This is a genomic window from Phytomonospora endophytica (assembly GCF_014202425.1).
Classification (GTDB): Bacteria; Actinomycetota; Actinomycetes; order Mycobacteriales; family Micromonosporaceae; genus Phytomonospora; species Phytomonospora endophytica.
Window position 1 is genome coordinate 454,499 of record NZ_JACHGT010000003.1, and the last position, 12,514, is coordinate 467,012.

The following is a 12,514-nucleotide window of genomic DNA, read 5'->3' on the forward strand; positions in this document are numbered from 1 at the left end:
ATCGCCACAGTTGTTCCAACCTTTGAGGTGAGTCGTCCCCCGTGACAATTTCGAAAGGCGTCGAAATATTTCGGTGAAAGTGAAGGGTGTGAATGGACACGACCCTAGCTTCGAGCCTCACCGGTCAACTCGGCGAGCAGCCGCAGCTGCGCGGCCCGCTCGGCGGCCAGCTGCTCGGCGGGACTCGCCGTCACCGCACCCAGCAGCAACGCCTTGGCTTCGATCGCCGCCGAACGCGGCGCCGACAGCAACGCCGCCACCAGGTCCTCGGCGGTGCCCTCCAACTCGGCGTCCTCGACGGCCAGCGTCGCCAGCCCCATCGCGGTCGCCTCACCGGCACCGACGGCACGACTCGTCAGGCACAACTCCAGCGCACGGCCATAGCCCACCAGCTCGACCAGGCGCTTCGTCCCGCCCAGATCGGGCACCAACCCGAGACTCACCTCGGGCATCCGCAACTTCGCGTCCACGCTCAGCACCCGAAAATCGCAGGCCAAGGCCAGCTGCAGCCCCGCCCCGATCGCATGCCCCCGTACCACCGCGACACTCAACAGGTCGGGCCGCCGAAGCCAGGAGAACGCCTCCTGGAACTCACCGATGCGCGCATCGCCCTCTTCACCGGGCATCGCGACCAGCTCCTTGGCCAGTCCACCGGCCAGCACCGCACGGTCGAGGCCCGCCGAAAACGACGGACCCGCACCGGTCACCACCACACACCGCACATCACCGCGCAGCTCACGCCCGATCTCACGCAGGCGATCCCACATCCGCGGGGTCTGCGCGTTGAGCGACGCGGGCCGGTAGAGCTCAACTCGCGCTACCGGCCCGTCCACGGTGAAACGAACGGCCTCGATCTCAGTCACACGTAGCCTCCCCCGTAATAGAACCCGGTTTTATGCGCCGACATGTAACGACGGCGGAAAAACAAGGAACCAAAAAGAACGCCCCACGTTGCCACTGGGGAAAACCCCGGAAGTGCACGTCGACTGACACCAGACCGTACCGTGTGCTATCGGGCTACGCCTGCTTGCGACGGCGGGCACCGCCGCGCTGACGCAGTTGGACACCCGACTCGGTCAGCACACGGTGCACGAACCCGTACGACCTACCGGTCGCAGACGCCAGCGCACGAATGCTTTCACCTTGGCTGTAACGCTGTACCAGGTTTCGAGCAAGCGTCGCACGCTCCGCGCCGACGATCCGGCGTCCTTTGTCGTTGGTAGTGCTGGTGTCGGTGGCTGCCATTTCTTTCCCTCACAACTCACGGTGAGCGGTTGACGGTCTCACCTATTAGACCGCGCCCGGCGATCATGCGCCAGTATTAGATTTCCACCCAACCCATACACGGTCCTTGTCGGCAACCCGATACCGTATGAGCCCGTGACGACCGGACCGGGCGAACGTTCCCTACACCCAATACGCGAACAGACCGGCGCCCAGCTTCGTGACCTGGCGATCTGGCTCGGATTGGTACTCATCGGCCTACTCACCGCAGCCCTCGCCGTGGCCTACGCCGACGACCTCGGAACAGCCGCCGCCCCCTTCTTCGGCCGTTACCGAATTGCAATCAAGCCGGAGAGCATTCTGGCCCCCCTCATCGCCGCCGCCGTCGTCTACACCGCGTCACGCCCCCGACTCACCCGCGTCCGCTGGCCCGCGATCCTCGGCCTGGCCTACATCTCCGCCCTCGCCTGGACCCTCGCCCTCGCCCTCCTCGACGGCAAAGACGGCCTCCGCAACCCCCTCGCCGGCACCGACGGCTACCTCCCCAACCTCTCCAACGTGGACGGACCAGGCGACTTCCTCGCCACCTTCACCAGCCTCGACGACCAACTCACCGCCGCCTCCGTCGGCCACCCACCCGGCCCACTCCTCCTCCTCGCCCTGCTCACACCCCTCCTCGGCACCGGCCTCGGACTCGGCATCACCCTCACCGCACTGTCCACACTCACCGTCCCCCTCACCCTCATCACCGCCAAGAACGCCGTCGGCGAACCCGCCGCCCGCCGCTACGCCCCCCTCCTCATCCTCGCCCCCTACGCCATCTGGGTCGCCGTGAGCATGGACGGCATCACCGCCACCATCCTCGCCGCCACCATGGCCGCAGGCGCCCACGCCAGCCGCCGCACCACCCGCGGCATCCCCGCCATCACCTGGGCCCTCACCGCCGGCCTCCTCCTCGGCGCCGCCACGATGTTCTCCTACGCCGCCGCCTGGATGGGCCTGTCCCTGGTCTTCCTCAACTTCGCCCGCCGCCGCCCCTTCCACAACATCGCCACCGGCCTGGGCGCCCTCACCCCCCTACTCCTCGCCCAGCTCATCGGCTTCAACTGGATGACCGGCCTGCGCATGGCCTACCACGACTACACCAACCGCATCGAATACCAACGCCCCGGCCTCTGGTGGGCGGCCCTCAGCCTCGTCGTCCTCATCATCGTCACCGGACCCGCGATCGTCGCCAGCGCCCGAAAAATGCGCAACACCCCCGGCTGGCCCTTCCTCATCGGCGCCACCGCCGCCGTCATCTTCTCCATCGCCGCCGGCCTCACCCGCGGAGGCGTCGAACACGCCTGGCTCCCCCTCTTCCCCTGGCTCACCCTCGCCGCCACCGCACCCGCCACACCCGGCGGCCCACCAGGACGCCTGCCCCTGCTCCTCGCCGCCACCGGCGCCGCCACCGGCATAATCGTCGAAGCCGTCCTCCTCTCCCCCTGGTAGCCCGCTAACCTGCGCCTATGTCCAGCCTCCGCGTCGCCACCTACAACATCCACCACGGCACCGACATCCGAAAACGCCCCAGCCTCGACCGCATCACCACCGCACTCACCGCACTCAAGCCCGACATCACCGGCCTCCAAGAAGCCGACGCCCACTACGGCGAACGCTCCAACTGGGCCGACCAACCCGCCGAACTCGCCGAAGCCCTCGGCGCCACACCCCTCTTCGGCCCCACCATCCCCCGGGAAAACGGCGGCTACGGCATCGCCGTCCTCACCCGCTTCCCCGTCCTCACCCACCGATTCATCACCCTCCCCACCCGCGACACCGAAGAAGACCGCGGCGCCCTCCACGCCCTCCTCGACACCCCCGACGGGCCCCTCCACATCGTCAACACCCACCTCAACCACCTCCCCTGGGACGGCGCCGGACGCGCCCGCCAGCTCGCCGTCATCGGCGAACTCATCACCACCGTCCGCACCGAGACCCCCGCACCGCTCATCCTCACCGGCGACTTCAACGCCCCACCCGGACGCTCCGAACTCATACCCGTCCGCGACGTCCTCAACGACGGCTGGGCCACCGTCCACACCGGACCCCGCTGGCTGACCTGGCTCCTCGCCCGCGCCCCCGGCGGAACCTTCCCGTCCATGTGGCCCGTCCGCCGCATCGACTACGTCTTCGCCACCCCCGAATACGCCGCCGTCTCCACCACCATCCCCCGCACCAGCGCCTCCGACCATCGCCCCCTCGCCGTCGACCTGCGTCTCACCGGGAGCACCGAACCGCACCCCCGGTGAGACCACTCCGATCACGAACCGGCCGTCACCACCCGACCGCCACCGCGAACACGTGCACCGTCGCGTTGTCTGGCAAGGTGATCGCCTGCACGGTCCTGGCCGGATCGACCTCGAAGGGCAGGTAGTAGATCCGGTACTCGACCGTCGGATACTGACCCGGCCCCGCCGCGGTGTTCTTACCCTTCACCCGCACCGCCACCTGCGTGTCCCCGGTCGGCAGACAGCACCAGTTCGGCACCGACATCGACAGCGTCTCGCTCGTCCCGTCGGTGTAGCGCACGGTCAGCGGACCACCCGCGTTCTGGCCCGTGCCCGTCGCCAGCAACGCCAGCTTCGAACCCGAACCGGACACCAGAACCGACTGGCCGGCACCGGTCACGTTGTCGGCGCTCCCGCCGCCCGCCGACGACGGCCACGTGAAGGTCGCACCACCGAAGGCGAACTCCTCCCCCGGCACCAGACCGGCCGCGGCCAGGGCCTGCGCCGAGAAGCTCGACCCGCCGCCGTCCAGGTTCGCCGCGGTGGTGTCGGCGTCATCGGAGACCCCGGTGTTGTTCACCGCCGCCGACAAGCCCGCGAACGGCACCAGCGTGTCCACAGACGACTCCACACGGCGTTCGCGCAACCGCGCCGAGTACTCGGCCTCCGCGACCACCGTGGACACTCCAGGGGTGTCCCCGGGCACCACGGTGAACCCCGCGGTCACGGTCTCACCGTCGCGCACCTTCGGCAGCGTCCGCGTCCCCGGGCTCGACGTCCAGCCTTCCGGCAGGTCGAGCCCCAACCGCACCCCGCGCAGAGTCCCGCCGGTCTCGTTGGTGAACGAGACCCTCGCGGTCAGCTCCTGCCCACCCGGCGCGAAGTCGGGGAACTCCACCCGCGTCGACACCGCGTCGGCCTCGGGGTGGGCACCGCCGACGGCACTCGCACCCCGCAACGTCACCGTCGCCGACTTCGCCGCACCGACCGACGGAGTCTTCACCCGCGCGACACCGTCGCCGAAGAACCACCCCGTCGACGCCGCCTCATAGGCCTCCCGATCCGTGTACCGCTTGAGCACCGAACGCCCGAACTGCGCCAGCACCGGAGCATCGCCCGTGTGCATCGTCAGCTCATAGGGCCGCGAACCCGCCTGACCCTCGAAAGACCCCGACACCGCACCGATCGTCGCCGTCACCGTCCCACGGCCCGACTCCGGAGCCGACACCTCGAACAACTGCCGAGAACTCTCGCCGCCCGCGTACCGCCTGGTCAGACCATCGTCCTCGTACAACACGAACTCACTGTCGCCACGCGGATAGACGTCCAGCGTCAAGCGATCACCGGAATCGACGTCGGCGTGGTTGTTCGTCCCCTCCGGCCACATCGGCACGATCGCACCGGCCCTCACAAACAACGGCAACCGATCCAGCGGCGCGTGATAACCGTCCACCGTCACCGGACCCTCGTACAGCCGGCCACTCCAGTAATCGACCCACGTGCCCTCCGGCAGATAGATCCCGTCACGCGTCGACCCACGCTCGTACACCGGCGCCACCAGGAAGTCCTCACCGGCCAAGAACTCATAGGCCGCCTTCTCGCCCCACGTGTTCGGGTCGTCGGGATACTCCAGCACCAGCGAACGGTTGATCGGCGCGCCCGTCTCATGCGCCTCGGCCGCATAGGTGTACAGGTAGGGCAGCAACCGCTCCCGAAGCCGCAGGTAATCACGGTTGATGTCGGTGTACGGCTCGCCGTAGGCCCACGGCTGCTTGTCCGACGCCGCCCAGCCCGACATGCTCATCAACGCCGGAGTGAACGCCTTCCACTGCAGGTCGCGCACGTACGACTCGGCCGAACCACCGAAGATCCCGTCGATGTCGCCCGCGCTGTAGGCGATACCCGACAGGCCCGAACCGTGGATCGCCGGGATCTGCCACCGGATCGCGTCGAGCGACCCCGCATGGTCCCCGGTCCACTGAACCGCACACCGCTGCGTACCGGCCCAGCCCGCCACCGTCCATGAATAACCGCGAGCGTCGGAGTAGTCCTCAATACCGCCGTGTGCCTCCTCGCAACCACTCAGCGCGTGACGATAACCGTCACCAACCCACGCCACGTCCAGCTTGCGGACCCGCAGCCCCGCCGTGCCCACCTCGTACTCCTGATCCGGCAGACCGTCCTCGGTCCACAGACCCAGCTGGATATCGCGTTCGCGCAGCTCATCACCCATCCAGTCCAGGCGCTCGTAACCACAGCCGTAACCGTCGTTGACCAGCATCCAGCCACGCGGCATGTCGTTGTCCACATAGCCCTGCGCCACCGCCACCGCGTCCTCCGGGGTGCGCTCGCCCCGGTTGGCGTTGTGCAGGTAGCAGTCGGCGTCGCCCAGCTCCATCCCGTAGACCGGCGGCATCATCGGCCGGCCCGTCAAGGCCGTGTACCGGTCCAGCGAGGTCTTCAGGTCCCCGACGAAGAAGTACGCGTCGAAACGATCCTCGTCATGAGTGGTCGACAAGGGCTCCCCGAAGGAGTACTCACCCGAGGCGAACGTGTTGCGCAGGACCCCGTACCCGGCCGTGCTCATGTAATACGGCGAGGCGTTGGGGACGTCGCCGTCCTCCCAGCCGTCCGGGTTGGTGATGCGGATCGTCTCACCGCGGTGACTGAAGCGCCCGTTCTGCATGCCGCCGCCGAAGAACTGCTCCCGCGGCCCGCGCGCCAGATGCTGGGTGGTGCGCCACCCGCCGTCCCCCGCCGCCCACGACACCGGCGAGGTCTCACGCCACACCGGAGTGCCGTCGGAACGGAAGACCTCGAAGGTCAGCGGACTCTTGTGCGCCACGACCCGCACCGACGCCGTGGCCAGGACGTACGCGTCGTCCGTCTCGGTATGGGACGCCGCGGGTGCCGGGTAGTCCGTCTTGATCACGATGTTCGCCGACGGCGCCGAAGGATCCTGCGGTGGGGTGTTCGCCGGGTCGGTGAACACACCGTCCGGCGCCACCTGGAGCCGGAACTGATCGTCGAGGTCGAAGGCCACACGGGCCTTGGCCGTACCGCTGGAGAAGGTGAAGACCGCGCCGTCGGCCGAGAAGCCGGTGACGTCGCCGAGCTGCCCGTCACCGGGAGGCTCGGCCGCCGCGACCGCCGCCGGGACGGCCAAGACGACCACCAGAGCCGCCGCGGCCACGGCACGGGCGGCGTTGAGGCCACGAGCGGTACGGAAGAGACGCGCCGCCGAACGGCGACGCCGATGCGGGCGCCGGCCACGCTCGCGGAGTAAGAGTGCCATGGGAGACCACCGTTTCCACGTCATCGAACGAGGGTTCATGTCGGAACGGTTGTATCGCGGGAACGGCGAGGCGCCTAGGACCGCGCAGCGACCACGCGCGATCGCGGCGTGCGACGGCGTGAAAGCGTGCGCGGTCGGGACCGAACGCGCAGGGAGCGGGTGGCGGGGGTGGGCCGGCGGCACCCGCCATGGTGCGGCCGGGTGGCGCGAGCCGCAGTTCGCCGTCGCGGTCTTGACCTGTAGTTGGCTTCCCGTCCGAAACTGTTGGCGGACATAACTTAGGCTTATCGTCCGGACACTTCCCGGCGAAACACGATGAGGGCCGGGCAGCAAAGCCGCCCGGCCCTCATCAACTCATTCTCCCAGCTCAGCACGCAGGCTCAGCGCTCTCAGCCACCGGGCCACCCGAGCTCCGGAGCCGCCCCGAGCCCGAGGCCCAGCCCGTAACCCGGCCTCAGCCCTCGCCGAACCCGGCCCCATTCCGGCCCCGGCCCCTCAAGCCAGTTCCACCAGCTCCAGCAGGTCCTCGCTCCACGTGTCCTCCACCCCGTCCGGCAGGATGATCGCCCGCTCGGGCCGCAGTGCCGCCACGGCGCCCGGGTCGTGGGTGACCAGCACGATCGCGCCCGGGAAACGCCCGATCGCGTCGAGCACCTGCTCACGGCTGGCGGGGTCGAGGTTGTTCGTCGGCTCGTCGAGCAGCAGCACGTTCGCGCCGGAGCACACCAGCGTCGACAGCGCCAGTCGCGTCTTCTCGCCACCGGACAGCACGCCCGCGGGCTTGTCCACGTCGTCCCCGGTGAACAGGAACGCGCCGAGGATCTTCCGCAGTTCGGTGTCCGGCAGGTCGCTCCCGGAGGTCGACGCGGCCGAGCGCATGAGTTCCAGCACCGTCCGGTCGACGTCGAGGGTCTCGTGCTCCTGCGCGTAGTACCCGATCCGCAGGCCGTGCCCGGGGATCACCTCGCCGGTGTCGGGTTCGAGCAGCCCCGCGAGCATGCGCAGCAGCGTCGTCTTACCGGCACCGTTGAGGCCCAGGATCACCACCCGCGAGCCCCGGTCGACGGCCAGGTCGACGTCCATGAAGATCTCCAGCGACCCGTAGGACTTCGACAGCCCTTCCGCCGTCAGCGGTGTCTTCCCGCACGGCGCCGGCTGGGGCAGACGGACCTTGGCCACGCGATCGGCGACGCGCACGTCCTCCAGTCCGGCGGTGAGACGCTCGGCCCTGCGCAGCATGTTCTGGGCCGCGACGGCCTTCGTCGCCTTCGCACGCATCTTCTCGGCCTGCGCGGTCAGCGCCGAGGCCTTCTTCTCGGCGTTGGCCCGTTCGCGGCGGCGGCGGTGCTCGTCGGCCTCACGCTGCTCCAGGTACTTCTTCCACCCGACGTTGTAGATGTCGACGGTGGACCGGTTGGCGTCGAGGTACCAGACCTTGTTGACCACGGCCTGGAGCAGGTCGCCGTCGTGGCTGATCACGATCAGCCCGCCCTTGTGACCGGCGAGGAAGTCCCGCAGCCAGGTGATGGAGTCGGCGTCGAGGTGGTTGGTGGGCTCGTCGAGCAGGAGCGTGCCCTCACCGTCGGCGGTGTCGGCGAACAGGATCCGCGCCAGCTCGACGCGGCGGCGCTGACCACCCGACAGGGTCGACAGTGCCTGCGCGAGGATCCGGTCGGGCAGGCCGAGGTTGGCGCAGATCCGCGCGGCCTGCGACTCCGCCGCGTAACCGCCGATCGCGGCGAAGCGGTCTTCGAGGTTGCCGTACCTGCGCAGGAGCTTGTCGCGCTCGGCGTCGTCGACGACCTCGGCGAGCGCGGTCTCGGCCTTCTTCATGTCGGCCATGAGGGTGTCGAGGCCGCGGGCGGACAGGACGCGGTCGCGGGCGGAGACGCTGAGGTCGCCGGTGCGCGGGTCCTGCGGGAGGTAGCCGAAGGGGCCGCGCCGCTCGAAGGAGCCCGCGTAGGGCGTGCCCTCCCCCGCCATCGCCTTGAGCGTCGTGGTCTTGCCGGCGCCGTTGCGGCCGACGAGGCCGATGCGGTCGCCGGGCTGCACGCGCAGGCTGACGTCTTCGAGGAGGATGCGGGCGCCGGCCCGCAGTTCGAGGCCGGTGACGGAGATCATGGAAAGTGCTCACTTTCGGACGAATGGGACTGACCGTGGACGCGAGACATCTGCCGACCGCGTGGAGCAGGGCTCAACACGGGATGACGGTCGGCTGGGGTCGGTCAGTCTTCGCAACGGCGGAGCATGCGTCGAGTGTAACCAAAGCGCTGAAGGTGCCACCAACGTCCACCGGGAGGAGGAGGTGAACGGTCCGTCCGGACCGAGAAACTCCTGCGTGCGGCCCTTTGATGCCGGGTCTCGACCCGAAGCCGACTTCGTGTCCGGTTCGCTGCGCTGCGTGGTCGCTAGGTTCAGCGGGTTATGTCTTTTGATCGCAAACACCTCGCAAGGAAGTTGCGCGGTTCACTCCGCCTCACCCCCAAGGCTCGCCTCCAGGCCCCCCGGGTCGCGTTCGCCGCGCTGATGTGCGCGGCGGTCGTTCTCACCGGGTACAACGTGGCCACGGCCGGCGACGACAGTGTGGACAACGGCTACCCCACAGCCGCGATCGACAGCACACGCGACCTCGAAGACCAGGTCACCCGCGACAAGGAGCGGGGCTTGGACAACGCCTCCGACCAGGCCGTCGACAAGGCGGCCAAGGAGCAGGAGGAGAAGGAGGCGGCCGAGCGCAAGGCCGCCGAGGAGAAGAAGAAGGAAGAGGAGGCGGCCAAGCCGCACTGGACTCTGCCCTCGAAGGCGCTGATCAGTGACGTCTTCGGGCCGCGCGCCTGGCGCGCCGGTGTGCAGCACGACGGCACGGACTTCGCCGCCGACGAGGGCGAGGACAACTACGCCGCCTTCGACGGCACCGTCGTCCAGGCGGGCGAGAACGGCGGTTACGGCCTGTCGGTGACCATCAAGCACAGCGGTGGGATCCAGACCTTGTACGGGCACTTCTCCAACGTCGACGTGCGGGTCGGTCAGAAGGTGAAGTCGGGCCAGGTTCTCGGGCAGGCGGGTTCGACCGGTGATGTGACCGGACCGCACCTGCACTTCGAGGTCCACGTCGACGGAACTCCCGTCGACCCGGTCCCCTTCCTGAAGAAGCACGGCGTCGACCTCTGAGTACGAGAAATCCCCTCTTTGGACCCTGACGACAATGAATGGGCGGCGGCACCCTCGGGTGCCGCCGCCAATCCTTTGCGCGGAGTGTATTTGCGCGTCATACGTCTGTTTGCGATCAACAGATACCGATTCTGCACTGTTCTGGTGATCGTCGCGAAAGGAAGCCGCTCCGTTTCGACGATCCACTGGGGACTCGATCGCGTCATTGTGCGGAAACGCGGGACGATCCCGAAGGCTCCATGATCACGCAAAGTGATTGTTCGCCCGGAAACGTTCTACTCACGGTGACGGAGTCGCCGAGCCGCAACAAAGTGATGGACTTCGATATGCGCTTCGGGTTCATTCCGCGTCCGCGCGAGAAATGGGGCCCGGCACTCCGGAAGCCGCGCCACTCCCCCGTCACCGCGGATCGCGACCGCCCAAAGCCGCCAAACGGTCGTAGAGGGGCGCCTCGGCGTCCACGGCGACCTCCGGACCGATGTGCATTCCGTCGGCCTCCGACCCGCGCACCTCACCGGTGAGGACTCCCGGCGCCCATCCCAGCACGTGCTCCCCCAGTTCGCGGTCGAGCTCGGTCGGCTGGCCGCTCGCCTTGGCGAGATCCCACGCGTGGATCACCAGCTCCGCCACCTGCTGGTCGATGGTCCAGGCGGCGGGCAGCTCCCCGAAGGGGAACACGATCACACGGTCGAAGGCGCCCGGCGAGCGCCATGCGGCCAAGAGCGCGTCCGCCTGCTCGCGGTAGGCGGCCGTCCAGTCGTCGCCGGTGAGGGGACGGTTCGGACCGCGGGTCCCACCGGCGGTGACGGCCGCGAACTGACCGACCTCGTCGACGAGATGCTCGACGAGGTCGCGGACGTTCCAGGACGCGCACGGCGTCGGCAGCGCGGCCTGGCCGGGCTCGACCCCGGCGAGGACCTCCCCGGCCTGGTCGAGGGCACGGGCGACGAGGTCGATGGCGGCGGTGTGGTCGGCGTGAACGGTCATGACGGTCTCCTCCTGGGGTTGCTCCGGTTTCACCACCTGGTCGGAACCGGCCCGCGGTTTTCGACACGCTCGGGCGAACCGGGAGGATGAGGCCATGGATCAACGTCTCACCCCTGTCCCGGTCGTCGCGCGCGTCACCGAGCGCATCCGCGACGCCGTCGACCTCGTTGGCCTCTATGTGGGCGGCTCACTGGCCTTCGGCGACTACCGGCCGGGGATCAGCGACATCGATGTACTCGCCGTCATCGGAGGCATCGACGATGCCGCACGGGATCGCCTCACCGCCGTTCACCTGGCCGCCATCGAGGCCGACGCGGTCGCGGGGAAACTGCACTGCGCGTACCTCCTGAAAGACGACGCGGCCGATCTCACCCGCGAGCACCCCTACTGGGGTCACGGGGAGCTCTACTCCCGTGCCGTCAGCGGCATCGCCCGCGCCGAGGTACTGCAGGACGGCATCGTCGTGCACGGTCCGCCACCCGCCGGGCTCCTGCCAGGCCTGGACGACGCGGCCATCCGGGCCGCCGCGCTCGACGAACTGCGCGGCTACTGGTCGAAGGCGGTCCACCGGCGCGAGGCGTGGCTGGAGGACGTCTACGTCGACCTCGGCCTCATCACCCTCGCCAGGGTCGAGGCGACGGTCACCGAAGGCCGCCTGATCACCAAACGCGAGGCCATCGAACGCCTCGGCCACTTCGACGTGCCGGCCGGACTGGCCGCCCAGATCGCCGCCCGGCGCCGCGGCGAGACGGTCGTCCTCAGTGGGGCCGAACGCGCCGAACGGGCGGAACTGGCTCGCGGCCTCATGCTGCGGGGCATCGAGCGCCTGCTCGCCTAGTCCGCGAGCTCCTCGCTCTCGCCGTCCGCTTCGGGACCCGGCTCCGGCTCGGTCAGGTGGATCTGGACGGCCCGGAACTGCCGCGGGGTGTCCTTGAGCGTCGCCAGGCGGGGTTCGCCGACGTCCATGACGAGCGGGACCATCTTGTGCCGCAACGCTTCGAGCCGCTTGTCGGCGAGCGCGTCGGCGACGGTGCGGCGGTCGCCGGCGGCCACGACGCACTCGATCTCGCCGAGGTAGGGCATGAGGACGCGGGCGGCGGCGTCGGTGGCCTTCTTGAGCGCCTGCTTGGCCTGCTTCTCGCGGCGGCGGGCGTAGCGCTGCTGGGACCAGCCGCCCGCGGCGGTGCGGCCCTGCACGTAGGTGGTGTCCACTTTGGAGGCCAGAAGTTTGGCGCCGCGGAAGACGCCCATCGCGAAGGCGCCCTTGCGGACGACGAGCACGGCGACGAGGTGTTCGGCCGAGGCGCGCTCGACGAAGGTCTCGACGAGGGCCTCGGGTTCGATCTCGTCTTCGAAGCGTTCGCCGAGGGGCAGGGCGCAGGCGGCGACGGCGCCGTCGGCGGCGGTCAGGGTGATGCCGTCGAGGCTCTGTTCGATCGCGCTGGGGCCGTGGCGGCCGATGAAGCCGTTGAGCCAGCGCACGAGACGTTCGGGGGGCACGCTGATCATGCGCCCGCCGCCGGTGGCCGGCCGGGAGTTCGACATCGCCGACCGCCTTTCTGTC

Annotated in this window: 10 protein-coding genes; 4 read left to right on the forward strand and 6 right to left on the reverse strand. The window is 69.1% G+C overall.

Annotation, left to right across the window (positions count from 1 at the left end):
* Positions 1-104: 104 nt before the first annotated feature.
* Entirely contained in the window at positions 105-863 is a 759-nt protein-coding gene (locus tag HNR73_RS08475; RefSeq protein ID WP_184786734.1) for an enoyl-CoA hydratase/isomerase family protein, read from the reverse strand.
* Positions 864-1,017: 154 nt separating this feature from the next.
* Positions 1,018-1,245, reverse strand: a complete 228-nt coding sequence (locus HNR73_RS08480; RefSeq protein ID WP_184786735.1) for a helix-turn-helix domain-containing protein — start codon at positions 1,243-1,245, stop codon at positions 1,018-1,020.
* 135 nt (positions 1,246-1,380) lie between these two features.
* On the opposite strand from HNR73_RS08480, the gene HNR73_RS08485 reads away from it, so the two are divergent.
* Both HNR73_RS08485 and HNR73_RS08490 read left to right on the forward strand, forming a co-directional pair.
* Positions 1,381-2,718: a hypothetical protein gene (locus HNR73_RS08485; protein WP_203685797.1), complete on the forward strand. Its 1,338-nt coding sequence runs from the start codon at positions 1,381-1,383 to the stop codon at positions 2,716-2,718.
* A gap of 17 nt (positions 2,719-2,735) precedes the next feature.
* Positions 2,736-3,518 carry an endonuclease/exonuclease/phosphatase family protein gene (locus tag HNR73_RS08490; RefSeq protein WP_184786736.1) on the forward strand — a complete coding sequence of 261 codons (783 nt, stop codon included), beginning with the start codon at positions 2,736-2,738 and terminating at the stop codon, positions 3,516-3,518.
* Positions 3,519-3,543: 25 nt separating this feature from the next.
* On the opposite strand, the gene HNR73_RS08495 is transcribed toward HNR73_RS08490, so the two are convergent.
* Positions 3,544-6,792, reverse strand: coding sequence for a TIM-barrel domain-containing protein (locus tag HNR73_RS08495; protein ID WP_184786737.1), 3,249 nt, complete (start codon positions 6,790-6,792; stop codon positions 3,544-3,546).
* Between the two features lie 495 nt (positions 6,793-7,287).
* Complete coding sequence (locus tag HNR73_RS08500) at positions 7,288-8,913, reverse strand: ABC-F family ATP-binding cassette domain-containing protein (protein WP_184786738.1); 1,626 nt, start codon at positions 8,911-8,913, stop codon at positions 7,288-7,290.
* Positions 8,914-9,249: 336 nt separating this feature from the next.
* Here HNR73_RS08500 and HNR73_RS08505 point away from each other — a divergent pair, with 336 nt between their 5' ends.
* Positions 9,250-9,963, forward strand: coding sequence for a M23 family metallopeptidase (locus tag HNR73_RS08505; protein ID WP_184786739.1), 714 nt, complete (start codon positions 9,250-9,252; stop codon positions 9,961-9,963).
* Positions 9,964-10,362: 399 nt separating this feature from the next.
* On the opposite strand, the gene HNR73_RS08510 is transcribed toward HNR73_RS08505, so the two are convergent.
* Positions 10,363-10,950, reverse strand: a complete 588-nt coding sequence (locus tag HNR73_RS08510) for a TIGR03086 family metal-binding protein (RefSeq protein ID WP_184786740.1) — start codon at positions 10,948-10,950, stop codon at positions 10,363-10,365.
* A gap of 94 nt (positions 10,951-11,044) precedes the next feature.
* Between HNR73_RS08510 and HNR73_RS08515 the strand changes: the two genes are divergently transcribed.
* Positions 11,045-11,788: a nucleotidyltransferase domain-containing protein gene (locus HNR73_RS08515; protein WP_184786741.1), complete on the forward strand. Its 744-nt coding sequence runs from the start codon at positions 11,045-11,047 to the stop codon at positions 11,786-11,788.
* On the opposite strand, the gene HNR73_RS08520 is transcribed toward HNR73_RS08515, so the two are convergent.
* Positions 11,785-12,495: an acVLRF1 family peptidyl-tRNA hydrolase gene (locus tag HNR73_RS08520; protein WP_239121957.1), complete on the reverse strand. Its 711-nt coding sequence runs from the start codon at positions 12,493-12,495 to the stop codon at positions 11,785-11,787. The genes HNR73_RS08515 and HNR73_RS08520 overlap by 4 nt on opposite strands.
* Positions 12,496-12,514: the final 19 nt, after the last annotated feature.

What these genes read in the sequence shown, in the direction of transcription:
- HNR73_RS08515 (WP_184786741.1), top strand. Translation starts at nt 11,045, where the DNA reads ATGGATCAACGTCTCACCCCTGTCCCGGTCGTCGCGCGCGTCACCGAG.
- HNR73_RS08520 (WP_239121957.1), bottom strand. Translation starts at nt 12,495, where the DNA reads ATGTCGAACTCCCGGCCGGCCACCGGCGGCGGGCGCATGATCAGCGTG.
- HNR73_RS08500 (WP_184786738.1), bottom strand. Translation starts at nt 8,913, where the DNA reads ATGATCTCCGTCACCGGCCTCGAACTGCGGGCCGGCGCCCGCATCCTC.
- HNR73_RS08510 (WP_184786740.1), bottom strand. Translation starts at nt 10,950, where the DNA reads ATGACCGTTCACGCCGACCACACCGCCGCCATCGACCTCGTCGCCCGT.
- HNR73_RS08495 (WP_184786737.1), bottom strand. Translation starts at nt 6,792, where the DNA reads ATGGCACTCTTACTCCGCGAGCGTGGCCGGCGCCCGCATCGGCGTCGC.
- HNR73_RS08490 (WP_184786736.1), top strand. Translation starts at nt 2,736, where the DNA reads ATGTCCAGCCTCCGCGTCGCCACCTACAACATCCACCACGGCACCGAC.
- HNR73_RS08480 (WP_184786735.1), bottom strand. Translation starts at nt 1,245, where the DNA reads ATGGCAGCCACCGACACCAGCACTACCAACGACAAAGGACGCCGGATC.